The following is a 25,512-nucleotide window of genomic DNA, read 5'->3' as shown; positions in this document are numbered from 1 at the left end:
ACACGGGCCAAGGTCGAGCATCCGTTTCGCGTAATCAAGCGTCAGTTTGGCTACGTGAAAGTGCGCTTTCGTGGGCTGGTGAAAAACACAGCTCAGCTGACCACGCTGTTCGCCCTGTCGAATCTGTGGATGGCTCGAAAACAGCTGATGGGTATGGGTGAGTTGCGCGTTTAACACGGGAAACCGGGCGAAAATGCCCTCAACGCAGGCTGCACCAGGCCATTTTCAGCGAATAGCGCTGTTTGCCGAGTGCATTTTCGACTTGCCGCTGACGCGCGGCAAGTTGATCGGAGCATCCTTAGTGAAAGAGGCTTGGGCAATAGTTATGTGGCGCTCGAAACCGGCCTCCTCTTGCGGTTACCGATATGAATCGCGTGGCCATTCACCGCCAAGGCTGCTTCATGTAGTGCTTCGGACAGGGTTGGGTGAGAGAAAATCATCATGCCTAGGTCTTCGGCACTAGTGCCAAACGCCATGCCGATAGCTCCTTCCTGGACCAATTCCGCAGCACCTGGGCCGATCACATGGACCCCGAGCACCCGGTCGGTACGTGCATCGGCAATAACCTTGACTACCCCTGCTGTATCGTTGGCCGCAATAGCCCGACTGCTCGCGGAAAAGGGAAAGGTACCGATGTTCACCTCAACGCCTTTAGCTTTGAGTACCTGTTCAGTCTCACCTACCCAGGCGATCTCTGGATGGGTGTAAATTACTGACGGTATTAGGTCGTAATCCAGCGGGTGCTGATGACCAGCAAGGCTCTCAGCGACCATCACGCCTTCTTCCGAGGCTTTGTGCGCGAGCATCGGACCGCGTACCACGTCGCCTATGGCGAACACCCCCGGGACAGTGGTACGGCACTTTTCATCGACATGGATAAAGCCACGCTCATCCAGTTCCACGCCGCTGTCAGCGGCCAGCAGATCAGACGTTAGAGGGCGGCGCCCAACCGCGACAATCAGTCGATCAAAAAGCTCCTGCCTGTCCACTCCAGCTTCACGGAAATTGACCGTTACGCTTTCACCCAGCGCCTCGCAGTTGGTGACGCGAGCTCCCAGACGGATATCTAAGCCTTGGCTGCCTAGGGTCTTCAGCGCTTCTCTAGCGATATGCGCATCTACTGCAGGAAGAAAACTGTCGAGTGCCTCCAGCACTATTACTTCAGCACCCAGTCGGGCCCAGACCGAACCCAGTTCTAGACCAATGACCCCGGCGCCGATCACCCCAAGGCGTTTCGGGACATGAGTGAACTCCAGAGCTCCAGTGGAGTCGACAATCAAGTCTCCAGTAAGCGGCGCCGCAGGAATGTCGATTGGTCTTGAACCGGGCGCTAGGATGATGTTAGCGGCACTTATACTTTGGATGCTGCCATCTGCACTGGTAACTTCTACCGCCCTGTTAGCCAGTAATTTTCCATGTCCTTCAAACAAGGTCACGCCGTTGGCTTTGAACAATGAGGCAATGCCGCCGTTGAAATTGCGCACGACGGTGTCCTTGCGCGTCAACATTACCGGCACATTAATTTGCAGATTCTGAATACCGATACCGTGCACCTTAAAGCCGTTACGTGCCTCGTAGTAATGCTGAGAGCTGTCGAGCAATGCCTTGGAGGGGATGCAGCCTACGTTGAGACAAGTACCGCCAAGTGCAGTTTTCCCATCCTTGCCCTGGTAGCGCTCAATGCAGGCCGTCTTCAGTCCCAGTTGCGCAGCCCGGATCGCAGCGACATAACCACCGGGTCCCGCCCCAATTACGATCAGATCGTAATTTTCACTCATACTTTACTCTCCTTTGTGCAGACAAAATCGACCACTGCTCTCATAGTGGTACCGTCCTTTAGAATTTTCAGATGACCCAGTCCGCTGGTTTGTAGGACTTGTCGGCGGCGCAGTCGCTGAGCGAAGAATTGCAGATCATCCGAGGGAACCTCGGTGTCCTGCTGGTCATGTATCAGTAGGACAGGAATATTCACGTTGTGACCATATTGATTAACTGCCAGGCTAGACATTTCTTTCTGATAGCGTTGTTCTACTAGAAACTGCATGCGTTTCATTACGTCGTCGTTGATCCAGAGAAACATCGCGAAGCGCCGGACCACGTTTTCGATGTCGGCTGGCGCGGCCAATAGTACAGCCCGCTGAAACCCGCTTCCGATCTGGGTGCTCAAGGCATACCCCACAGCGGCCCCCCCCAACGAGTGACCGATGACTGTATCGTAAGGTCCCAATTGCTTTTGAACTTGATCGAGCATGCTCACGAAGGTAGGCAACGAAGCCTGTTGACCTCCGCTGCCGCCGTGACCAATGCAATCGAAAGACAGGACTTCACAGTTTTCATCCAGCAGCAATGGAATCAGGAACTGCCATTGGGCGCTGGCACCATTCCAACCATGCACCAGCAGCACCTTCCGGCATACCTGCTTCGGGGTCCAGCGGTAGCATCGCAGCTGACCTTCCTCGGTTTCTAAGTCAACCACTGTGGCGTCTGACAGCGACTGCGGAAAATTCTGGCGCAGTCGCTGTGGTGTGGTGAACATTTTTAGCGCGCGCCTTGCGGCACGTTGAGGGAGAAGTCGCGACTCGATCCGGAAACTGCAACGTATCGCTCCCAGAACCCCATGATAAACGCCCTTGAAAAGCATTTTTTTGAAGCTTGCACGCCGTCCCTTGCGGGGCGGAGCAGGTTGCTCGCGGGTTATCATCTTCTGTCCTCATTGACTGCTGAGATCAAGTCTCGGTTCACAGCCTCACCATGTTGAAGTCCAGCTTGCTGACGCCGCATTCCGGACAGGTCCAGTCGTCGCTGACGTCGTCCCAAGCTGTTCCCGGAGGCACTCCGGAGTCGGGGTCGCCAAGCTGTTGGTTGTAGATCCAGCCGCAGATTAGGCACATCCACACGCCGGATTCGGCCGCAGCGCTCTCAGCATAGGCAGTCATAGGCGGTTGACCATCATTAAAGGGGGCTTCCGTCGTTTTCATGCGCTGACCCGCGCCGCTTCGGCAACCTTGATATTGACGACGAAGAACTGCGCAACCTGCTCCAGCACCTCATTGTTGGATAGAATTCGTACATGACCAAGCCCGGACACCGATGCCAGTTTTGCCCACGGCATGTTCTTAACGATCTGTTGCGCCTCACAAAACGGCACTATCGGATCGGTCAGGTCATGCAGTATTAGCGTCGGGAGTTGCAGGGCGCTGCTCAGGGCCGGAATATCCCAGTGCTGGACAGGTACGCCGTTGCGCTTCCACAGTTCGCGGTGCATGGCCTGGACTATTTCCGGTGTAAGTTTCAGATAGCCATTGGCCCATCGTTCGATCACCACCGGCAGGTTGGCGGGTGCACCCAGCAGGCAAAGGGCCTTGATCCTATGGCTGTGGCTTAGTTCGGCGAGCGCCCCGGTGGCAGCAATACCGCCCAGAGAATGTGCCACGATTCCAGCAACGCTGCCCAACGAAACGATCGCCGCTTTTACCGCATCCTTGAACTCAGTCATGGTGCTAAGGGAGCCCGGCGATACACCATGAGCGGGAGCATCGAAGGCCGCGACCTTGAATCCTTGACGTTGTAGGGTGCGCGTGAACGAGTAGAGGCTGCGACTGTCAGCTCCCCAGCCATGGACTAGTAGAATGGTCTGATCACCCGAGCCCCATTGATAGCCCTGGGTAGCGCCTTGGTTACCTTTGATATGGAAGCTATGGGCGCCCAGTGGGCTCCTTTTCTTGTCAGGCTGTTTGATATGCTCGCGAGTGTAGCCGAACAAATCTGCGGCTTTGGAGCCTGCTGTGTTCACCGAGATCGCTCCCAAGAGTCCAATGTAGGTGCGCAACAGTGTTTGCTTCATGGTTCGCAGTTTGTCGGCTGTTCTTGCCCTTGGCTTTCTGATGTCCGCGGCAGTACGGACGGACTGGTCGAAAGATTCATAAAAGCCGTTGACTGGATCGTAAAGATGACAATGACGCGCCACGTTCCAGACATCTTGCACAGTCATGGTTTTTTCTCGAACCATACCTGGAAAGGCCGTCTTTAGCGCCGCCTGGGCTTCGGGCAGATTGTAGTGTGGAATGATCGGCGCCACATGGTGAGCGGTGTGTACCGAGATGTAGTGGGTGAGAAACAGCAGCCATTTGGGATACATATAGTCAGTGGTCAGCAACAAGCGGCTGCTGTTGAAGCTCCAGTTCTCTGTGGTTAGGAACGGGGTATCATCACTGATGTGATGCATCATAGTGGTCAAGCTGAACCAGGCGTGGATCGCCAGCCATGGAGCGACGAAATATAGAAAAAGCCCTACGAAACCGGTGAAGTACACTAGTGTGGGCAAGCCGATCAATGCTGCTAAGACAGTGAACAGGATAGAACGGCGAACTTCGTTACGAGCCTCCAGCTTAGGAAACATCGATGGACGGAAGCCAGAGTGACGTTGATAATTGACTGTGCCCAGCCAGAATAACCAACTACGGGTGCTCTTGTAGACCAGCTTGTCCCACCAGGGCATGGCGTCGTATTGCACACGCAGTACCGGACGCCAATCGACGTCCATTTCCAAATTGTTGGTGTTAGCATGATGCATGTTGTGCATGTGACGCCAGCCATGGAAGGGGTACAGCAACGGCAGCAAGGCGATATGCCCTAGAATATGGTTAAAGGTGCGATTACGGGAAAACGAGTTGTGTCCGCAATCGTGGGCGACGCAGAACAAGCCCCATCCGCCCAGACCTGCAATCAACCATAGCGGTACGTAGAACATCCAGTGCACGTGAGCGACGGCCACCGTAGCCACGATGTACAGCATGTAGCTGACCACGAAGCTGAGCAGCCCACGGCCTATCCGAGGCTGGAACAGGTGCTTTGGGATTGCATCGGTTAGGCGTACACCTTCCAGCGATTGTGAGCGCTGCATCAGGTGGTCGAACTTATCCGTTTTTTGCGTGGGCATTTGTACAAAGGCCATGGCCAAGCTCCTGCAAAGTTAAACTTCGGATGTGGTCAGTTCATTGGCCAGATATTTGGAAAGATCGTTAATGCTGCAATATTCGAAAAGCAATGCCGGGGAAAGGCGTTGCTCCATAAACTTTTCGAGGTCACCCGCCACGTTCACCGCCACTAGCGAGTCAAGTCCATAGGACTCGAAACTGCGGGCGCAGTCGACCTCCGATGGCTCGATCTTCAATAAAACACTCATTTTCAGTACAAGCCATTGCTTGATGCTTTCTTCATTAATTTCAACTGTGGTCTGTTTTTTTCCGAAAAACTTAAGGTGTTCAGTAAATTGGAAATGAAATTGGACATAGAATCTTCCTTAATTAGCTGTGTTAGTTTCACTACTGCCGGACCACGCTTTTCAGGACTAGGCCTGACGTTTGCGAACCTTATCGATCATTCCATGAGACGGTGAGCGCAGGTCAGAAACCAGTCCCAGTTTGCCCATTAATGCCAATGTCCAACCCGATAAATCGGGTTCCCACCAGTGCACGCCATGCCGGTACCAAGCAGGAAAAGCATGGTGATTGTTTTGCAAGCCCTCACCGAAGGTAAGGATCGCGATAAGCCAGTTGTTTGTGCTCTGGTCGTGCGTCACGAATGGCCGGCGGCCATAGCGGTGGCAGATGGAGCCCACACACCAAGCCGCTTGATTGGCGACGAAGATCCGCGCTAAACCGCCGAAGATAAGCCCGCTCCAGGCACCAGACCAACTCTGGGTCGCCAAGCCGCCGATCGCTGCAGGTAGGGCAACGCCCAATGCCACCCACATAAGGTAGGTCTGGTTGTAGAAAAATAATCGACGGTCCCTAAGAATGTCAGGCGCGAAATAATTCCAGCTGGACATGTCTGGCGCGATCATCCAAGGCATATGCGCATGCCAAAGTCCCTTGGCCCTCGACCAGCGGTCCTGACCCATGAGATTGGGAGAATGCGGGTCACCGTGCTGGTCGCTATAGGCGTGATGCCGGCGATGGGTAGTGACCCAAAAGAGGATAGGTCCCTGCGCCGCCATGGAGCCGGCGATCAGCATCAGACTGCTCATCACACGTGAGGTCTTGAAAGCACGATGAGCAAGGTAGCGGTGATAACCCATCGAGACCCCAAACATCTGGACCGCATAGAGCACACCGAAGAGGATAAAATCCAGAGAATGAGCATAGTCCGTGATCCACAAACGGATTGCCTCGAAGGCGCCGAGTAGAGGCACCAACATTACCGCTAACGCGACTCGTGCCTTGGTTTTAGCAGCCGCTGGACTTAGCCGAGCGACGCCGCCTATTTCGGACGTAGCTCTGGTTGGGACTATTTCTTCCATGAATAGCTTCCTTATAGATCGTTCCGGCAATTAGCGTTCTGTAGATTCTGCAGCCACTGGCGAGCTAGGCCGCTTTACATCCCAGACAAGTCCGTACATCGCGAGTAGCTCAATGAACATTCCGCCGATATCCAGTTGCCAAGGTTTTAAACCTGCGTGGGCCAGTGCCGGAAAGGCGTGGTGGTTGTTGTGCCAGCCGCCACCTACTGTCGGAATGGCCAGCCAGAAAACGTTGCGACTGGTGTCGCGGGTCTCATAGTCGCGGCCGCCGACCCTGTGAGCTAAGGAGTTGATACACCAAGTGGCGTGGTCCACCAGAAAAATCCGCACGAAACCGCCCCACAGCAGGCCACTGATAGCACCTCCCAAGCTTTGGGTGAGCAGTCCGCAAACCACGCTGGGAATAAGCAGACCTAAAATGATCCACCAGTAATAGCGCTGGTTGATCTGCATTACTAGGCGGTCCCTGAGCAGGTCAGGAACGAACTGGCTCCAGTTCTGCTTTCTAAGACTGAAGAGCCAGCCAAGGTGCGCGTGCCACCAGCCCTGAATATTGCCTACCAAGCCCTCCTTCAGGGGACGCGGCGAATGCGGGTCACCTTCACCATCTGTAAACGCGTGATGTTGGCGATGTGTGGCTGCCCAGAACAGGATGGGCCCTTGGGCCGCCATTGAGCCGACTATCCCAAAAAACGCGGTGACGCGCGGACCGGCCTTGAACGCATGATGCGAAAAAAACCGGTGCATGCCGACCTCTACACCTAAGGCAGTCAGCAAATACATGCTCACCAGCGCTGTGAACTCCAACCAGCCTATGCCTTGATACCAAGCCAGAACCAGAGCGAAGATTGTGCCCACCGCCGGAACACCGACAGTCAGCCAAGCTAATTGACGTTCGCGTTGGCCTGTACGGTCGATAGGCGAATTTACGCCTGTCATGACAAGACGTCTGCAGTTGGCTCGGCAAGCTCTGCCGAGGTATTCGATGCGACACGGCTCGCTCCGTAGCATGCCAACGTTCCATCAAGCAGGGCACTCCGGGTGGCCTGACGCTGAACCTTCCCGCTGGTGGTCAGTGGAACACCTCCAATGGGGCTCAGATGGATTCGGGCAGGGGCCACACCGAAGTGGCTGACTAGAGTGGCGGTTATCAACTGCCGCAGTTGTTCTTGCTGGATTTCATCCAGCTTTTCACTGCGTTTGATCTCAACGACGATCGCTAGTTGTTCCTGCTTGCCGTCATCCAGGCCAAATGCCACACAGCCATTGCTGCGGATGCATGAGTCAGCGCGCTCTACAGCCAGCTCCATATCTTGGGGATAGAGGTTGCGCCCGGAAATAATGATCAGGTCCTTGAGTCGACCGGTGACGAATAGCTCGTCTCTGTAAAGCGCCCCTAGATCGCCGGTGCGCATGAAGTATCCTTCGATATCCGGCAACCTTGCACGAAATACCTGTTCGCTCAGTTCTTCTTTACCCCAGTAACCTGAGCCTATGCTCCCACCTTGAACCCAGATCTCTCCGATCTGGCCGTCAGACACCGGTAGCTGGCTGGCCGGATCGACAATTTCGATGCGAAGACCTGGCGCCACTCGACCGCTGCTGACAATCTTCAGCGCCGAGACATCATCTGGGTCTGCAATGACCAGCGAGCCGCTGGCGAGTCGGTCTCGGTTTACTTGCGTGCTGAACATTGCTTGGTCATGGGGTTTGCCAGACACAAGCACCGTCGCTTCGGCCAGCCCATAGCAAGGCCCCAGAGCCGCTGGGTTGAAACCCGCCGTGGCGAAGCGTTCGGAGAAATGTGCCAATGTGGATGGCCGTATCGGCTCTGCGCCGCAATAAACTGCTTTGAGGCTGCTCAAGTCGATTGTTGCAAGCTCGGCATCAGTGATCTTGTCAACACAAAAATCGAAAGCGAAATTGGGCGCGATGGTGACCGCGACCTTATACCGAGACACAGCTTCCAGCCAGCGTAAAGGTCGTTGCACAAAATGCGCGGGGGTAATGAGTATGGTTAGAAAACCATCATGAATCGGTTGCAATATCCCGCCCATAAGGCCCATGTCGTGATACGGAGGCAGCCAACTGCACCCTATACGATCCTTGGCGTCACCCATCCATAGACTGGCGCTGCGGCAATTACTGCAGAGGTTGGCGTGTGTCAACATGACGCCTTTGGGCGCTGAAGTCGAACCTGAGGTGTACTGGAGCAAAGCCAACTGGCCGGCCGCTATGTTCGGCACAGGCCGGTAGGGGGCTTCAGTGACCAGTTGCTCCAGATCCACCCATTGTGGTTTGGGCAAGCCGCTGCACAGCAAGGCATTGACCCGATCCTCGCTGCGAATGAAACGCGAGCTGGTAAGCACAATTTGCGGATGGGCATCACCACAGATCAGCGCCAGTCGTTCCAGCCCTCTAGTCCCCACGGGCGGAAATGCAGGGACCGCAACTGCACCGGCGAGAAACACACCGAAAAGTGAAACAATGTAGTCAAAGCCAGCTTCAAACAACATCAGGACTCTTTTGCCCCGAGGCTCGTATGCTTGCAGCGCACTGGCTAATTGATAGCTACACTTCCAGAGTTCAATATAGCTGATCGAAACTTCGTCACATTCGCCATCTACTAGTTTAATAAAGGCGATTGCATTAGGTTGCCGCCAAGCGCGAAAAGCCAGTACTTCGGCAATCGAGCTGAAAGGGGGGATGGCAACGGCGCCGAGTGGCGAAAAATAATCATCTACTTGAGCAGTTAGTAAGTTTTGATGGGCAACAGATAGATAGTTACGAGGTTCAAGATAGTTCATTCAAAATCCATTTTAAATGCAGAAGCTAGCCTTGGCCTAAAAAAGCCATAATTCGCCGAGCTAACTATTTTATCACTATCATTCAAGGCATCTTGATTCCTTAAGAAGCACTTTCGCGACAGGACTAATTCTTCGGAGATTAAATTATTTGTGCAGCGTCGTTTAGTATGATATGCAGCGGAGCGAACCCAACACGTCGAAAAATTGAGCGCTGTGCGTGACAGAAAGCCTACCGGCAACATGTGTTTATTGCTAATGTGCTAATGGACAATTACAAGGAAAAAATGGACATGGATGTGATCACGCTTATCGTGCTGGAAGGTGCTATGGGCTCAAGTGTCGCGATTAGTCTTGACGTGCTACGCACGGCGAACCAGATCGCCGAAGTCATGGGGCGGCCCACCATCACGTGGAAAATCATCGGTAGCAGTGAATCGGTGCAGATGAGAAACGGCATGCGATTAGAAGCTCTGCCGCTGAGCAAGGTGAAGGCAATTGAAGACAGCACGCTGGTCATACCGGGTCTGGGCCTGGAAAATGCTCAGGAAGTGAATTTATTTGGCTGCCGCACTGATAAAAGCCCACGGGGCCCAGGACATTCTTTAGCCACGGAGCTTATCAATCGGCTCGGGCACCATGACATCAGCAAGCTCGGTAAACTAGTCCGCCAGCATGATCTGAGAGGGCAGCAGACAGCAGCATCCTGTTCCGCGGTTTTCGTATTGGGTGATGCCGAAATTCTGGAAGGTCGTACAGTTACCACACACTGGCAACTGTACGACCAATTCAAAGCGCGTTACCCCAAATCCATCCTCGATACAAAACGCATGCTTATACATGACGGAAATATCGTTACTGCAGGCGCTGGAATGTCACAGATGGACTTAATGCTCTATATATTGCGTATCAAGATGGGAAATACGATCGCCAGTTTGACAATGCAATATTTGCTGGTAGACGGTAGACCTGCCCAGTATCACTACATGGCTCTCTCCAATTTAAAAACAGAAAGCCGCGAAGTATTAATGCTGGAGAAATTTATCGAGAATTGCTTGCCCAATGTTCCACCCTTAAGCGTCATAGCCGAACATCTGAACGTAACCGAGAAAACCTTGTCTAGACGAATACGCCATGCTACGGGAAAATCACCTATGGCTTTTGTTCAGAAAGTTCGTTTACAGCATGTCCAAAGCTTGTTAGAAACGACTAACTTAAGCATTGAAATGGTCGCCTTGAAGGTGGGTTATTCCGATTCAACGGCGCTGCGACGTCTGATGTGGAAGAACATGGGGTGTACCCCAAGTCAGCTGCGCAAGGCCAGGTCTGGCCCTCCTGTGGTTTAGGGAATCTCCGAACAAGTCTTCAAGTATGCTGAAATATGCCTGGCTGAATTTAGAAAATTAAAACTGTCGCAACGGGGTCGCGTATTTCGCGGCCTGCCTCCTTAATGTAGAAAAAGAAAAATTGTCGCGGCCGTCCAAAACGAAAGTTAGGACGCATGCCTTTGACAATTAAAACTGTCGCAACTAACAACGAAATGGCCTTGACTTAGATTAAAGTACCCCAAGTGCCCACGGCCGGATTTGATTCTCGCACCAGTTGTTATCTATGGGCACAGCACCGTCATAGAGATAGCGCGTCAGCGCTATCCAGCGTTTGATGCTGTAATCCAAGGCTATGGCAATGGCCGAGCCCTCAGGCACAAGCTGCCGCTGGGAGATCATCCAGGTATGAAGTGCGTCGATGATCGGCGCTGCTTTTTCCTGCCGTATTCGCTGCCGGACACCCGGTTCCAGCTCCCGTGTCTCTCGTTCAACTTTATACAAAACCGCGATGTAGTGCAGCGCTTTTTCGGCGATCTGGCTCTTATTGGTCGCGTGCAGGTCGAAGAACTTTCGGCGTGCATGGCTGAGATAGGCTAGCATTTAGAGAAAGCACCACCCGCGCAGGTGCAGTTCGTAGCACTCCCCATCATGGGCGGTGCCATAGCTCATTGTGCTTGCAGGCTGCCGAACTCATAGGCACCAGCGTTTATCCATATAGACGTTGATGAGCTCTGCAATTTATGGTGAATATCGGCCTGCAGTGGCGCAGAGTGGCGACGCACTTTTCGTGCTGCGAGGGATACAGGGGCGAAAATTATGGTTCGTGAATATCAGATCGATGTCAAAGCAGCGGCGATCGCGAAGCTAAGAAGGGTTCAACGATCGCCGAAATATAGAAGCTTTTTCGACGATGCCGGAGTCGAAGCGTTCGAGCGGGTACAGAGCTCAGCGCTTGCTGGTAGAAGTCTCCCTGATACCTTTGCCACTGAGCACCCATTACAGGCCAAACCTGGCGCTCCTAAACAAACGCGCTAGCATGTAGCAGCCGTGATCGGAATCACACAGGGCCGGAGGCCATTGAGGTAAATATGACGATGCCCCATGAAAGGACCCGTTCGGTGCTGCAGACCCACGAATTTCTAGGCTCTGTACGAAATCATCTGAAACTCATTTGAACCCAGCAAGCGTCGGGAGTCAGTAAAGTCCGCGTCCATCAACGGCAGGAGCCCACGATGGCCAAACGGTACGAACTCCCCGACGCAGCCTGGGATTTGGTTGCAGACATCTTCAGTGAACCCCGCCGTAACGGACGCCCACGGGCAGATGATCGGCTGATGCTCAACGGTGTGCTCTGGGTGCTCTGCTCGGGTGCTGCCTGGCGCGACATGCCCGAACGCTTCGGCCCATGGTCAACGGTTTATCAACGCTTTCGTGACTGGCGCAATCGCGGGACGTTCGACCAGATGCTCAAGCGGCTCCACATCAAGCTGAACGAGCAAGGGTTAATTGATCTGGAGACCTGGATGATTGACTCCACGGCGGTACGCGCAACCCGGGCCTCTTCTGGTGCTGGGAAAAAAGGGGGCCTGAAGAACCGCAAGACCACGCCCTCGGTCGAAGCCAGGGCGGCCTGACGACGAAGATCCATATACTGGGCGACGCCAATGGCGTACCGCTGAACGTTCTACCGTGAGCTGGGCAAGCCAGCGACATCCCCTATGCGCAACCGCTGCTGGATAACGCTTACATTCCGATTTTGCGGGGCCGCCCCCGGATGCAGCCGGTGATCCCACTACCTACTCACGATGAAGCGCAAACCCAAGCCGGGATTACCGAGACTGGTTGATCGCCCCAAGTACCGGCAGCGCAACATCACCGGGCGCATCGGTATTTGAGACAGTACTTTTCGTACAGAGCCCAGGATTTGCCGGGACTTGTTTATTGCCGAAAGTTAATCTCCTTCAAAATCAAACGACCATCCTACAGCCCTGTCCGCGCATAACGTAGGTAATTTCCCGAGCGTTACTAATCCTCTTAAAACCTGCCATATCAGTTGACATTAGCCCCCACTTCCGATTACGTACTTTTTAACTAATACGCACCACATCACCCGTAGGAGCGACCATGTACTCCCAAAAGTTAGCCATCAGACAGAGACACGCTCTGCCCATTAACCGGAGCAACAAATGAACACACTTCATTCTACCTACCTTGCTGCACCAACCATTCTCGTAGCCGAGCATGACGGCCTTATTAAACTAGAGGATTTAACATCAGCGATAGAAGTGAACATCAATATCGACCCCCCACTAAATAGCAGAGACTCACTTGAGCTAATCATCCTCGGAGAATCGATAAAATTCCTTCAAGCCATTCCCAATAAAACCCATGTGGGAAATACAGATATATTGACGTACATTTCGGCTGAAGACCTGGGTAGCGACGGGATTTACCTCGTTAGCTACAGGGTAGCTCGATATCCGGGTTTAGCCTCTCAACCTTCTCATCAGACCACCATCCGAATAGACCGCACAGCCCCCGGCGCAACCCTGCTCGCCCCGATCATCTTCCCGCAGATCAACTTCGGTGACGTCCTCAAAGGCGCTATCCCCGGCTATGCAGACATGCAGCCCGGTGACCGCATCCAGACACTCTGCAACGGCCTCGAAGGCCCCGCTCATGTCGTCACCCCCGAGGACCTGAGCGACCGGCCGGTGCAGATCGCTTTCCATCGTGATTTTCTGACCGACCTGGACAGCGAACACATCACGTTCAGCTATCAGGTCACCGACCGGGCCGGCAACGTTTCGATCATGGCGCAACTCGTCGAACTGTCCATGCAACGCTGAACCTGCAAAAAAACACTCATTTGAATACAACCTTCGCAGTCGCTCACGCAAACGCGTGAGCGATTTGAATGAGAACTTCGAATGAAATGTCCTACGCAGGAGTGGGATAAGGCTGATCACACGATTTTTACCTGATTTTCAGAAATGACTGTAGTAAGCGTCCTACATCAAATCAAAGCCTTGAAACATAGGAAAAATCCAGATAACTAGTTTCACCCTGCAAATACGGGGCTCCGCGCCGCAACTAAAAACTCCAGCCCGACACAAGATGTAACACTATGAGGACACCCAGGCAACATACTTCGACAGTTGCCCATGACTTGATATTAACAATGGATTGACTTGTAATATCCCTGCAACGACAACGCGTCATTGCACGCCACACCTTACAAAACACAATCATATGGAAGACAAGGGATCACAATGAGTGAAGATGACTCGAAAACAATAACGTCTGGCGACCAGCCGAAAAACACCGCACCGTTAATCGAAGAAGCTGCAACCCATTACTTCGATAAAAGGCCGCATCTCACCCTCGTTCCACCCTCTGATATCTCGGAGACGCTAAAAGCACCCATATTGCCCAACGTAAACCCGGATGCCATTACTCAGGAACAGGCGTTCGCGGGCATATCGGTTCACATTCCGGGCTCAATAAGGCTGTGTGAGGATGACGTCATTCACTTCTACTGGGGTAAGAACTCATCAGTGACCAAGGTTTATCACCGCGTAGGGGCAAACAGCATCGTGCGCGTGCTGTGCGTTTCCTACAATTTCCTGCCATTTATTCATTACGGACTGGTTGATCTGTACTACGAGGTCTACAGGGGGCAACACCTGCTGGGCACTTCGCCTGTCCTCAAGGTCACCGTCAACCATGCACTTCCGGTGACCGACCGGCAGCGACAACGCAAACGCTGGGTCACTCGCCGATACCCTGAAAACTGATTGAAAAGCCCCCGGCGAGTGATCGCCGGGGGCCTCAAACTGGATGAAACATGCTGCGCTTTACGCGTTAAAACGCCAGACGCAGCCCGACATTGGCCCCCCAGGGTTGCTCGATATGCTTGCCTTTCATGTAATCGAAGTCCGCATGCACCTGCAGGCGCTCGGACAGGGACACCGATACACCGGCACCCAGCTCTGCTCGCGAGCCGAACAGGCTGTTGTCGAACGTCGTGTCATTGACGCTCACGTCGTTGCTGCGCGAGAACTCCTGCGCCACCGCAACGCGCACGTAAGGCTGCACCACGCCACCATCCTTGAGCGCAATGTTACGTCCGGCCGATGTGCCGACCTTGCCCAACAGCGAGTGCGTACGATCGCTCTTCGCCTTCAGACCATTGTCCATGCGGTAGTCGTTACCCTGAACAACCACGCTGGACAATTGCGCGAAGGGCTCGAGGAAATAATCGTCCGCCAGTTTGATGTGCCGACCGAACTCCACCCAGCCGCCCATGGCACTGTTGCTGTAGTCGCCCTTGGCCTGAGTGGCATCACTCATCGCCACCTTCGCCTTGCTGCGGAAGCGGTTAAGCTTGAGCACCCCATCCAGGTAATAGCCGTCGTCCGACAACCAGGTGCCGTAAGCGCCCGCATAGTAGCTGTCGATCTTCCCCGACGTGCCATGACTCACGTTCAGGTCGGACTTGCTGTAACCGCCCAGCACGCCGAACAGCAACTGACCGCTACTGACCTCGACCGGCGCATCCGCGCCCAGCGACAGACCGCTCAACTGCTGCTGGTAATTCACGCCGTCGCCCGTCGTAGCGTTCACACGACTGCCATAAGCGCGCATCCAGCTGCCGCCCTGACCGCTGCCGCGGATTTCGCCCATACGCGTGCGCAGCGTCGAAAGCTCACTTGTCCAGACAACGGGTGCGGCGCTGAACAGCGCCAACGCAACTTGCGTGGACGGGCTGATCGCCTTGTCCTCACCCGTGATGAACCAGTCGTTGCCTTGCTGCTTCAATTGGTAGGAAAAAGCCCCCAGGTCCACGCGGCCGCCGATCAGGTTGAACTGCGCATCGCCGCCTTCGGTATGCACGACTCTCAGCGGTTCCATGTCGGGAGAAACCACTTCCAGTCCAGTGTTACGCACCCGCAACCCGAACTGCCCGCTGGCCTGACCGTTGACAGCCAGCAGGTCGCCGACGCCGTTGTCCAGATCCACCCGCATGGCAAAACTGCCCTGCCCCGACAACTCGTTCAGCGACAACGTGTGAAACCCTTGCTTCGAGAAGCTAACGCGCCCGCCGTCCATGGACAGCGACTTGATCGCGTTATCACCGACCATCTGCCAGTGGCCACCGGAGGTCACGGCCAGGGTGTTGCCGTTGATGATGTCGCCAGTGAGGCTGGCGTAGTTTTGCAGGGTGACGTTGAGGGTACTGGTGTCATCGGCGAGCAGATTGCCATAGAGGGTGCTGTCATCCACTCTAAAGTTCGACGTGCTGAGCTTAAAGCTTTCGAGAAGATTCCCGTTACCGGACAGCATTATGGAGTCGTTGAAAACGTCTATATCAGCCAAATGAGTGATGCCGTCTCGGCCTTCAACCCGAATCGTTGCGCCGTCCAGCGCCTCGAGAACCGAGTGATCCACTTTCAGGCGGCCTTCAATGAACCCTCCGCCGTCGCGACTGAACGTATGGGTCATATTGGCCGCGTTCCCATCACCTGTCACATGGCTGTTTATCACTTCTGCATCACCTCCATATACGCCAATCCCCCAAGCTGCCTTTCTATCTTGTTGAGTGCCGACAAGCGTGGAGTCCTTAACAGACACCTTGCTCGCAATCACGCTGAGCGCCGTGCTGAAAGAGGCATCGACGTTATTGATGGTAGCGTCCTTGACTCGATCCAGAACGATAGCGCCCTCGGTTTTGGAGTCGGACATATTCAGACTTCCGTGATACACCTGCAGCTTGTTCTTGAACGTGGTTCCAGGCTTCAACACGACATGTGAATCTTCGGCAAAAAGACTGTCTATCCTCGCACCATTGGATACAACAGTAGAACCATTACTCACCTTGTACTGAGCCGGCGCACTGGCGCCAGCGATGTAGACCAGCCCCCCACTATTAATATAAATGATCGGCACCTCCGGGACTCGTGCCACCTGACCTCCCGACAATACGGAATCAGCGCACACCAATTGAGATAACGCCACTCCTGCCACACCGACTGACACACGCAAACCATCAAAAACAATCTTCACAATAGATAACTCCAGGCAGTAAATACACCAAGAGCTTACAAACACTGAACGTAACGAAGGCCAAACTTCAAACGTAAAAATGTAATCCTTTTCCTTATCCAACAAAGAAAACTCTTACAGACGCTTCTTAAAGACTATCAGCCAAAAATAAATACCATAAAAGGCACTCGCAACCTATTGACACACCATTAAAACCTCTATTACTTCCGTACTCAGATAGCGCATCTTCTATCTCACGGCATAAAGACATACCTGCCTCTCTGCCAGTATTAATACTTATTAATCCCTCATACACAGAAGAGAATTACATGTTTAACAAGCACCTACGCTACCTCGCTTACCGCCCCAAAAAGCAAGGTCCCATTACTCTTTTGCCCCCCGTCGTCCCCCTTGCAGATGACGTTGACGGCCTGATCAAAACAGTCGATCTGGCGTCTGACGTTACCGTAGAGTTCCCGCTTTGGGACTTACCAGCCTTAGGCGACAAATATAGTCTCTTGCTGAACGGCTTGTCAGTTGGCGATGAACAAACACTGTCCGTCATCCCCTCCCCAGGCACAACACTTAACCTGACCATTCCCGTTGATGTGGCCCTCAAAACGGACGGAATGTATCAGGTTCAATATCGATTAATCACGTTCCCTGGATTGGATGAAATTACCTCCCCAGCCGTTCCCATCATCGTGGACAGAACCCCACCCGGCGCGTATCAACTGGGTTACATGGCGTTCCCGGATGAGGCAAAGGATGGCCTTACCCTGGAAGAACTGCGCCTGATGGGCGACACCCTGACAGGCAGTATTTTTGGTTATTCAGGCTTAAAGCGAGGCGATCTGATCAAGACGTACTGGGGCACAGTGCCCGGTCCGGAAGTTGAGTTGAGCGGTGATGAGGATGAAGAAAAGCCTATTGAAGTCCCGTTCTCAAAAAACTTTCTCATCGATCTGAAAAGCCCAGCAGGCGCTACCTATTACACCGTGACGGATCGAGCAGGTAACGTTTCTGCTGACTCGAAAAAAGTCACCATCCCGCTGTTTCTGACCGAGGTCGTTCCTGGCCTGCCAGCGCCCGTTATTGAAGATTTTGACGGTGTTATTGATTACAAAGACGCGAAAGCCGGCGTAGAAGTCCTTATTCCCGGCTCCAGCACTGTCGTTGAGGGTGACCAGATACTCCTCCATTGGGGTTCGGAAAAACTTGGGCCTGAACCCGTTGCAACAGACGACCTGAATGAGCCGTTCGTGCTTGTTTTCAATGTCCAGTTCCTCACGATCGAGACGGCGCAAAACGGTACCCGTCAACTCAAGTATGAAGTCATCCGAAACGGACAGGTCGCCGGCGTCTCCGACAACCTGATGGTGGATGTCAATATTGAACTGCCTGTGCCCTCACCGCTGAACAAACCTACTGTGAGAGGCAGCAGCAGCACGCCAAGCAATGAAGACAATGTCATTGATGAAAATGACTTTGAATTAAATGCCACCGTGCTGATTGACTGGAATACCGACTTCAAAGCCCTGCAAACCATTACCGTGTTCTGGGGTGATCAGGAAGTACTCGACCAACCTTATACCATTACCAACTCCGACGTTGTCACAGGCCGCCCATTGTTGCTCACAGCGCTGAACAGCAAGTTCAAACCGGTGGGTACCGGTGACGACATTAAAGTCCACTACACCCTCAACGCCACAGGAAATCCCAACATGTCTATTTCTGCTGATCAACGCATCGTTGTACGATCCAAAGAAGAACTGCCAGGCGGCGTTCAAGGACCGAACGCTCCCGTATTCACCGATTTGAATGTCAATGGAGCAATCAATGCTATCAACGGCGCCAACGGTGCTCCCGTCTTCATTGAACCCTATGACAATATTGAAATCGGCCAAACCATTACATTTTTGTATGAAGGTTACGACAGCCTGGTAGGTGGCAACAAAGTGCTTGAATGGACTTACCTGTCAGAGCCTCTTACCCAAACCCATGTTGAGAACGGCTTTCACCTGACTGTTCCCCGCGACACGCTGGATGAACACTATTACGGCCATGTCGAGGCCAGTTTCCAGGTCAAAGGCGATAAAGGCCAAGGCAACTCGAAGCGTGGTGGCGCATTGATCGATATGCGCACTGGCAGGCCAAGCTCCGTTTAATCCCCAAAGGGCGAGGCTTGCCTCGCCCACTTTATAATCAAGGAAGAATCAATGAACACACTTCACGCTCTCAAACCGCTCCCGGGTCCTGTCGTTCTCAGCCACAACGTTCAAGGTGTGGGTGATGTGGACGTCGCCGACCCGTCAAAACCGCTCGAAGTTATCATCGGGCCTATCGACATGAACCAACGTGATCGGCTTGACCTTTTTTGGGGCGCAAATGATGACGTCATCGATAGCTACACTCATTCGCCCGACGCACCCAATACCAATGGTCTGTTTTCGCTTTATGTCAACACCCGATGGATCAAATCCGGGCTCACGGACGTCAGGTATGCCTACACCCGCTTTCCGTCTGAAATCCAGGAACATTCACCCGTCCAGAAAGTTATCGTAAAACTGGACATCCCCGGCGGGCGGGATCCCGATCCTGCGACGCCTTACGAAAACGAAAAACTGGAACCGTTGCTCATCAACCCGGCGGGTATCATCACCACCCCGGAAAACGTGTCGGTCATTGTTCCTCCCTACGAAAACATGAGTGAGGGCGATGTCATTGCCGTTTACTGGCACGGCATTGAAGTCGAATGTCCGCCGTTGACCAATGCGCAGTTAAATAGAGCTGTCAACGTCGATATCCGCAAGGAAGTCATTACTGAAGCGGGGGATTCTGAAAACATTATCGTGCGTTACGAGATCCGCGACGTCGTCAATAATTGGTCGAGGTTTTCACTCCCCGCCCATACCGAGGTGGAAATCGGTCTCTCGAGCCTGCCCGCTCCTATTGCGCCACAAGCCCCCAATATGGAGCTCGATCTCGACAAGCTCGCGGGGGGAGATGTACAGGCTCTGGTGCTTTCCAACCCGAACATCGTTACGGGTGACACCATTCGTTTCGTGGTGGAACGTAGTACGGCAGAAGGCATTTCGCTCGAACCTTATGTCGCTACCAAGGTGGTACAAACCCCTGGTAGTTTCATCGAGTTTCTGATCGAAAATGAACAGTTTCAACCGATCGCACAGGGCCGAGCGCGTCTGAAATATACGGTCACCAAGGCATCCGGTGAGCTTCTGCGCTCCAAAAGCCTGCCGTTGACCATCCTCGGACAGGCTCAGCAACTTGAACCACCTCGCGTGCCCGCAGCCGTCAACGGCCTGCTGGACCCTTCACTGCGCAATGTTATCGCCGAAGTGCCGCCTTACCACTTCATGGCGGATGGCAACGACGTCACGCTCGTCTTGATGGGTAGAACGCCAAGTGGCGAAACCGTGATGCACGACGAGTTGAAGAACCTTAATCAGGACGACGTTAACAAAACGATTGGATTCCTGATTCCGGATGAAAAGGTCAGTGTTCTCGCAGGTGGCTCGCTGGAGGTCTATTACACCGTTAAGACTTACACAAAAGCATTTTTCAAATCCCCTGTGCTGCAATTGCTCGTAGATGTCGACAACCGTACGCCGCTGCCTGCACCTCTGGTTGATCGTGTCGGAGCCGACGGCATTCTGGATCCAGCTAACGTCGTGCTTGAAGCGACTGTCCGCATCCAGCCTTACCAGCCAATGGTAGAAGGTGACAAAGTTATCGTGCATTGGGATGGACGCGCGACGGACGGAACCTACAGTACCTACACGGTGATCAACAGCGGCACGATCAATCGTGAAGTTATCTTCAGGGTTCCCAAGCGCTATGTTGATGCCAACATCGACGGCATCATTGAAGCCTGGTACGAAGTAAAGCAAGGCAATCGGACTGCTCAGTCAGCGAAGCTGCTGATCAGTGTCCGCGAAACGAACGTCCCGGATGTCCCCACCCCCACCATCAAAGAAGCCACCGGCGACACCCTCAACCCGGTCAACGCCCCTCACGGCGCAACTGCGGTCATCGCCGCCAGTGCCGGCTTCAAAGCCGGTGATCGAGTCACGGTGCAATGGAAAGGTCCCAAGGGCAGCGACACCAAAGAAAAGACCATCGTCGGCAGTGAAGCGGGCAAGCCGCTGGAGACGGTGTTTGCCGCCGCGCTGGTCGTCGCCAATGCCGGACAGGTCGTGCAAGTGTCCTATACCGTCAACCGCGCCAACGGTCTGGTCCAGACTTCCGGGACACTGACCTTGAAAGTGCTCGACGGACTGACTGAACTCCCCGCGCCGCGTATGGACTCGGTGGGAGGGGACGGGGTCGTGACGCCTTCGCTGATTCCAGATTCCGGGGCAACGGTCCGGGTCAGCTACCCAGGCATGAACAATGCCGACAGCGTGGTGCTCAACTGGCGCGGCCGCACCAGTTATGACACACCGGCACAGGCTGGAAACTCCAGCGAGCTTCATTTCACTGTGTCCAAGGCCCTGATCCTTGCGGTGGAAGGCGGCTCTGCCAGCATCACCTATACGGTGACGCGAGCAGGCACAGCGAAGAAATCGGTTCCGCTGTGGCTCACGGTCAAGAAGGAACTGAGCTTCGGCACCTCGCCCGTCAAACTGGCAGGCAAGGTCTATCTGATTCCGAGCATGCCGGATTTTCTGCCGGCATTTCCAGCCGGGACCAGCGTTCAACGCCAGGCCTCGGGTGGACAGGCGCCTTACCGCTACGCAACGAGCAATCCGTTGGTGGCGAAAGTGGACGGTAATGGTCTGACGACGGTCCGGGGCAACGGGTCGGCAACCATCTCGGTGACCGACGCACTGGGCTCGACCAAAAGCTATGAGGTCACCGTCACAGGCGTTATCCATTGCCTTGGGCTGGGCAGTGGCAGTCTGGCGCAAATGAACAGCGCCGCGCATGCCAAGAACGCAAGGATTCCGTCCATTCAGGAACTCAACGAGATCTATGCCGCCTACCGCAACCGCTGGCCGCTGGGCAAAGGCAACTACTGGTCCTCGACCGTTGCGGCGGTGAATCTGCTGGGCTGGAAGTGGTACTTCGTGAAAAATCTGGTCACAGGCGCAGACTTCAAATTGTTGCACCACAATGCCAGTCTTGGCATCGCCATCCGCTAAGCCATCGCTGAAGCGTTAGCCAGGAAACCCCAGGGGCGTTACGTGAAGACGTAGCGCCCTCCTTTCATGTCTGCGCACAGGTTTACCGCCATCCTGCTTCAAGAGCCAGCCCATGCGCCGCACCGTCATTCCCGCCAAACGCTTCGTCCGCCCTCCTTCCAGCGAAGGGACCTTTGCGGCGAGCGTCAACCAGAAGCCCTTTGTCCTGTCGTCACTCGTGGGTCGGCTGACCAAACGTCCCGAGTTGTCCCACGCTCCCGATCACTGGATCTGGAAGGTGATTGCTGATGGCAAGGTCGGCAGAAAGCGCACCAGTATCGGCCTGTTCTTTGACCATGATTTGCGGTTGGGCAGCCATAACCTGATCGGTCATAACCGAATCAAGGTGATCTACAACGAGACGCCTCACTGGCAGAGCGTTATCTATCACTCGGGGCACTTTCAGACCGGCGTGCTCACGCTGATCGAAGCCAACCCCCACACAATGCGTCTGAAAGGTCATTTCAGCTTTGCCATCTCGGCCATGGCATTCGAGGTCACGGAGGGTACCTTCGATGTGCAGTGCAAATGATTCAGGCACGCAGGAATGCGGCAATCGCCTGAGCGGATTCGACCAGGTATTGCTCGTGGGTGGCACCCGAGGCCTTGAGCGGCTTAAGGTCGTGATTGGCCGTCGCCAGCCAGTGCAGGTCAATGGCGCCGGACAACTCATACCCCTCAACCGCCTTGCGATCACCCAACGCGTCACGCTCACCCTGAACGATCAGGGTTCGGGTCTGCAGATCGGCCAGATGCGCCACACGCGGCTTTTCCGGTTTGCCCACGGCATAGAACGGATAGCCCAGACACACCAGTGCATCGACCTTCGACTGATCGGCTATCAGACTGGCCATCCGGCCGCCCATGGACTTGCCGCCAATGGCCAGACGCCCCTCTACATGCGGTCTTAGCTGTTCACACACCTTGCGCCAGCAATCAAGCAACTGTGCCTGCTGATTGGGTGGACGTTTGCTGCCGCCATCACGTCGCTGGGCCATGTAGGGAAACTCGAAACGCATGACGTTCACGCCCAGCGCTGCGAGGTGCGCGGCCATACGGTTCATGAAATCGCTGTCCATGGGTGCTCCGGCCCCGTGCGCCAGCACCAGCGTGACGGGTTCCTGCGTCGTATCTCGCTGCCCGGCCGTCCACAGCCAACCATGGCTCTGCGCCAGCTGTGCGCACTGAGCCTGTGCTGCGTCATGAGTCATGCGTGCTTCCTTTTGATGGGTCTTCGATGGCCGGAACTATACCCGACAGCAACCGTTCAGCCGCAGCGGCGTAACGTATCCATGCCATGCATTTACAGGTGCCAGGACCCTGAACGCCCCAACACCACGCAACCGGGCGGTTTACTCGTGACACCCTGATCGCATGGCAGTGAAGCATGGCGGTTTGGTTGCCAGGTCATTCGCCTGCTCAGGCCAATTTGCTGGGCAATGACACAGGCAATCATCGACCGCAGGCGTGCGCAGCTTTCCCTTGGAGTCCTGATCAACTCCTGCATCGGGACAGGCTGTACTGTTAACGCCGCATGAAGTCCGCTCCTTGCAATGGGGTGCGGACTTTTTTTGACCACGCGGACAACTTTTACTCATCGACTTCCCACACTCATCTTTCAAAGTTAAGCTTGCCGACGGCGGTCTGCGGCGAACACCCTGTTCCAGAGCGCCTTGCCTGCTCCACTTGCCCCGCCCTTTCGGTCTGCCCTGGCGCTGTCCTGCGACGATGCCCGGCTTCGAATGCGCCTGTAAATCTGAACCCTGGAAGTGTGTAATGAGCGCAGCAATCAGCCCAACGGCCTACAACTACAAGGTGGTTCGCCAGTTTGCCATCATGACCGTGGTCTGGGGCATCGTTGGCATGGCACTGGGTGTGTTCATCGCCTCGCAACTGGTCTGGCCCGAGCTGAACTTCGACCTGGAATGGACGACGTTCGGACGCCTGCGTCCCTTGCACACCAACCTGGTGATCTTTGCCTTCGGCGGCTGCGCGCTGTTCGGTACCTCTTATTATGTGGTCCAGCGCACCTGCCAGACCCGGCTGATTTCCGACCGCCTGGCAGCCTTCACGTTCTGGGGCTGGCAAGCGGTCATCGTCAGCGCCATCGTCTCGTTGCCCATGGGCTACACCACCACCAAGGAATACGCAGAACTCGAATGGCCCATCGCAATCCTGCTGGCCATCGTGTGGATCGCCTACGGCGCGGTGTTTTTCGGCACCATCGTGCGACGCAAGACCCGCCATATTTATGTCGCCAACTGGTTCTACGGCGCATTTATCGTCGTAACCGGGATGCTCCACGTGGTCAACCACATCGCCCTGCCGGTCAGCCTGTTCAAATCCTACTCGGCCTACGCGGGTGCCACCGACGCGATGATTCAATGGTGGTACGGGCACAACGCGGTCGGCTTTTTCCTGACGACAGGCTTTCTGGGGATGATGTATTACTTCGTGCCCAAACAGGCCGAACGCCCGATTTACTCGTATCGCCTGTCCATTGTGCATTTCTGGGCCTTGATCACCCTGTACATCTGGGCGGGCCCGCACCACCTGCATTACACCGCGCTGCCCGACTGGGCACAGTCGCTGGGCATGGTCATGTCGATCATCCTGCTGGCCCCGAGCTGGGGCGGCATGATCAACGGCATGATGACCCTGTCCGGCGCGTGGCATAAGTTACGGACCGACCCGATTCTGCGCTTTCTGGTGGTCTCGCTGGCGTTCTACGGCATGTCGACGTTCGAAGGGCCGATGATGGCCATCAAGACCGTCAACTCACTGTCGCACTACACCGACTGGACCATCGGTCACGTGCATTCCGGCGCACTGGGCTGGGTGGCGATGATCACCATCGGCGCGACCTACCACCTGATCCCCAAGGTTTTCGGGCGTCCGCACATGCACAGCATCGGCCTGATCAACGCGCATTTCTGGCTGGCAACCATCGGCACCGTGCTGTACATCACCTCCATGTGGGTCAACGGCCTGACCCAAGGCCTGATGTGGCGCGCGATCAACAACGACGGCACCCTCACCTACTCCTTCGTCGAAGCCATGCAGGCCAGCCATCCGGGCTATGTCGTGCGCGCCATTGGCGGTGCGATCTTCACCAGCGGCATGCTGTTGATGGCGTACAACGTGTGGCGCACCGTGCGTGCGTCCAGCCCTGAAGACGCAGCGGCGGCGGCCCGCATCACCGTTGCGGGGGCGCACTGATGAAACATGAAGTGCTGGAAAAAAACATCGGTCTGCTGGCCTTTTTCATGGTGATTGCCGTCAGTATCGGCGGCCTGACGCAGATCGTACCGCTGTTCTTTCAGGACGTGACCAACCAGCCCATCGAAGGCATGAAGCCGCGTACCGCGCTGGAGGTGGAAGGCCGTGACGTCTACATCGCCAACGGCTGCGTGGGTTGCCACTCACAGATGATCCGCCCGTTTCGTGCTGAAACCGAGCGCTACGGCCATTACTCGGTCGCAGGCGAAAGCGTCTGGGATCATCCGTTTCTGTGGGGTTCGAAACGTACCGGGCCTGATCTGGCACGGGTTGGTGGTCGCTACTCGGACGACTGGCATCGCGCGCACCTGTATAACCCGCGCGATGTCGTGCCTGAATCAAAAATGCCGGCTTACCCGTTTCTGGTCGAAAAGATACTCGACGGCAAGGACACCGCCAAAAAGCTTGAAGTGCTGCGAACGCTGGGTACGCCCTACACCGATGCAGACATCGCCGGCGCCGCCGCGGCCGTACAAGGCAAGACCGAAATGGACGCGCTGGTCGCGTACCTGCAAGGCCTCGGTACCCTCATCAAGAGCAAACGGTGAACG

At 54.8% G+C, this 25,512-nt stretch carries 20 protein-coding genes and 1 pseudogene; 10 read left to right on the top strand and 11 right to left on the bottom strand.

Going from position 1 to position 25,512, the window contains the following annotated elements; translation table 11 throughout:
• On the top strand, window positions 1-174 hold a 174-nt coding region (locus BUB69_RS12265; protein ID WP_141121852.1), incomplete at its 5' end, for a transposase.
• Window positions 175-323: 149 nt separating this feature from the next.
• On the opposite strand, the gene lpdA is transcribed toward BUB69_RS12265, so the two are convergent.
• From lpdA to BUB69_RS12225, 8 genes are all read right to left on the bottom strand, one after another.
• Entirely contained in the window at window positions 324-1,778 is a 1,455-nt protein-coding gene (gene lpdA / locus BUB69_RS12260) for a dihydrolipoyl dehydrogenase (protein WP_073166722.1), read from the bottom strand.
• Window positions 1,775-2,701, bottom strand: coding sequence for an alpha/beta hydrolase (locus tag BUB69_RS12255; RefSeq protein ID WP_175561708.1), 927 nt, complete (start codon window positions 2,699-2,701; stop codon window positions 1,775-1,777). The genes lpdA and BUB69_RS12255 overlap by 4 nt, the downstream gene beginning before the upstream one ends.
• Before the next feature lie 37 nt (window positions 2,702-2,738).
• On the bottom strand, window positions 2,739-2,978 hold the full coding sequence (locus BUB69_RS12250; protein WP_425439362.1) for a rubredoxin: 240 nt from the start codon (window positions 2,976-2,978) through the stop codon (window positions 2,739-2,741).
• Entirely contained in the window at window positions 2,975-4,954 is a 1,980-nt protein-coding gene (locus BUB69_RS12245; protein WP_073166718.1) for an alpha/beta fold hydrolase, read from the bottom strand. The genes BUB69_RS12250 and BUB69_RS12245 overlap by 4 nt, the downstream gene beginning before the upstream one ends.
• An 18-nt stretch (window positions 4,955-4,972) precedes the next feature.
• The gene (locus BUB69_RS12240; RefSeq protein ID WP_245825277.1) at window positions 4,973-5,185 is read right to left on the bottom strand and encodes an acyl carrier protein; all 213 of its coding nucleotides are present in this window, start codon (window positions 5,183-5,185) and stop codon (window positions 4,973-4,975) included.
• 165 nt (window positions 5,186-5,350) lie between these two features.
• The gene (locus tag BUB69_RS12235) at window positions 5,351-6,301 is read right to left on the bottom strand and encodes an acyl-CoA desaturase (protein WP_073166716.1); all 951 of its coding nucleotides are present in this window, start codon (window positions 6,299-6,301) and stop codon (window positions 5,351-5,353) included.
• A 30-nt stretch (window positions 6,302-6,331) separates the two neighbouring features.
• Window positions 6,332-7,240 carry an acyl-CoA desaturase gene (locus BUB69_RS12230; RefSeq protein ID WP_073166713.1) on the bottom strand — a complete coding sequence of 303 codons (909 nt, stop codon included), beginning with the start codon at window positions 7,238-7,240 and terminating at the stop codon, window positions 6,332-6,334.
• The gene (locus BUB69_RS12225) at window positions 7,237-9,108 is read right to left on the bottom strand and encodes a fatty acyl-AMP ligase (RefSeq protein WP_073166710.1); all 1,872 of its coding nucleotides are present in this window, start codon (window positions 9,106-9,108) and stop codon (window positions 7,237-7,239) included. Before BUB69_RS12225 ends, BUB69_RS12230 begins: the two co-directional genes overlap by 4 nt.
• A 290-nt stretch (window positions 9,109-9,398) precedes the next feature.
• Here BUB69_RS12225 and BUB69_RS12220 point away from each other — a divergent pair, with 290 nt between their 5' ends.
• Window positions 9,399-10,451 (top strand): GlxA family transcriptional regulator, encoded by a 1,053-nt coding sequence (locus BUB69_RS12220; RefSeq protein WP_245825276.1) that lies wholly within the window; start codon window positions 9,399-9,401, stop codon window positions 10,449-10,451.
• A 219-nt stretch (window positions 10,452-10,670) separates the two neighbouring features.
• Here the strand turns inward: BUB69_RS12220 and BUB69_RS12215 are convergent.
• Window positions 10,671-11,021 (bottom strand): annotated as a pseudogene (locus BUB69_RS12215) (IS66 family transposase); the annotation flags it as partial.
• Between the two features lie 644 nt (window positions 11,022-11,665).
• Between BUB69_RS12215 and BUB69_RS29320 the strand changes: the two are divergent.
• The 3 genes from BUB69_RS29320 to BUB69_RS12200 all read left to right on the top strand — a co-directional run bounded on the left by BUB69_RS29320 (window position 11,666) and on the right by BUB69_RS12200 (window position 14,230).
• Window positions 11,666-12,067, top strand: a complete 402-nt coding sequence (locus BUB69_RS29320) for an IS5 family transposase (protein WP_073166707.1) — start codon at window positions 11,666-11,668, stop codon at window positions 12,065-12,067.
• Window positions 12,068-12,619: 552 nt separating this feature from the next.
• A complete protein-coding gene (locus BUB69_RS12205; RefSeq protein WP_073166703.1) occupies window positions 12,620-13,282 on the top strand; it encodes a hypothetical protein in 663 nt (220 codons plus the stop codon).
• Window positions 13,283-13,705: 423 nt separating this feature from the next.
• A complete protein-coding gene (locus BUB69_RS12200) occupies window positions 13,706-14,230 on the top strand; it encodes a hypothetical protein (protein ID WP_073166700.1) in 525 nt (174 codons plus the stop codon).
• A 67-nt stretch (window positions 14,231-14,297) separates the two neighbouring features.
• Here BUB69_RS12200 and BUB69_RS12195 read toward each other — a convergent pair whose 3' ends face one another.
• Window positions 14,298-16,178, bottom strand: a complete 1,881-nt coding sequence (locus tag BUB69_RS12195; protein WP_084537089.1) for an autotransporter outer membrane beta-barrel domain-containing protein — start codon at window positions 16,176-16,178, stop codon at window positions 14,298-14,300.
• A gap of 629 nt (window positions 16,179-16,807) precedes the next feature.
• On the opposite strand from BUB69_RS12195, the gene BUB69_RS12190 reads away from it, so the two are divergent.
• The 3 genes from BUB69_RS12190 to BUB69_RS12180 all read left to right on the top strand — a co-directional run bounded on the left by BUB69_RS12190 (window position 16,808) and on the right by BUB69_RS12180 (window position 22,214).
• A complete protein-coding gene (locus tag BUB69_RS12190) occupies window positions 16,808-18,646 on the top strand; it encodes a hypothetical protein (protein ID WP_073166697.1) in 1,839 nt (612 codons plus the stop codon).
• A gap of 51 nt (window positions 18,647-18,697) precedes the next feature.
• Window positions 18,698-21,643 (top strand): Ig-like domain-containing protein, encoded by a 2,946-nt coding sequence (locus BUB69_RS29385; protein WP_073166694.1) that lies wholly within the window; start codon window positions 18,698-18,700, stop codon window positions 21,641-21,643.
• 112 nt (window positions 21,644-21,755) lie between these two features.
• Window positions 21,756-22,214, top strand: coding sequence for a hypothetical protein (locus BUB69_RS12180; RefSeq protein WP_073166690.1), 459 nt, complete (start codon window positions 21,756-21,758; stop codon window positions 22,212-22,214).
• Between the two features lies 1 nt (window position 22,215).
• Here BUB69_RS12180 and BUB69_RS12175 read toward each other — a convergent pair whose 3' ends face one another.
• Complete coding sequence (locus tag BUB69_RS12175; RefSeq protein ID WP_073166687.1) at window positions 22,216-22,893, bottom strand: alpha/beta family hydrolase; 678 nt, start codon at window positions 22,891-22,893, stop codon at window positions 22,216-22,218.
• Between the two features lie 565 nt (window positions 22,894-23,458).
• On the opposite strand from BUB69_RS12175, the gene ccoN reads away from it, so the two are divergent.
• Together ccoN and ccoO are read left to right on the top strand one after the other, a co-directional pair.
• Window positions 23,459-24,901, top strand: coding sequence for a cytochrome-c oxidase, cbb3-type subunit I (gene ccoN, locus BUB69_RS12170; protein WP_073166683.1), 1,443 nt, complete (start codon window positions 23,459-23,461; stop codon window positions 24,899-24,901).
• Window positions 24,901-25,509, top strand: a complete 609-nt coding sequence (gene ccoO, locus BUB69_RS12165; RefSeq protein ID WP_073166680.1) for a cytochrome-c oxidase, cbb3-type subunit II — start codon at window positions 24,901-24,903, stop codon at window positions 25,507-25,509. Before ccoN ends, ccoO begins: the two co-directional genes overlap by 1 nt.
• Window positions 25,510-25,512: the final 3 nt, after the last annotated feature.

The organism is Pseudomonas asturiensis, assembly GCF_900143095.1.
In the GTDB taxonomy this organism is placed as follows: domain Bacteria; phylum Pseudomonadota; class Gammaproteobacteria; order Pseudomonadales; family Pseudomonadaceae; genus Aquipseudomonas; species Aquipseudomonas asturiensis.
The sequence above is the reverse complement of the archived record's forward strand: the minus strand, read 5'-3'. Positions and strand labels throughout refer to the sequence as shown.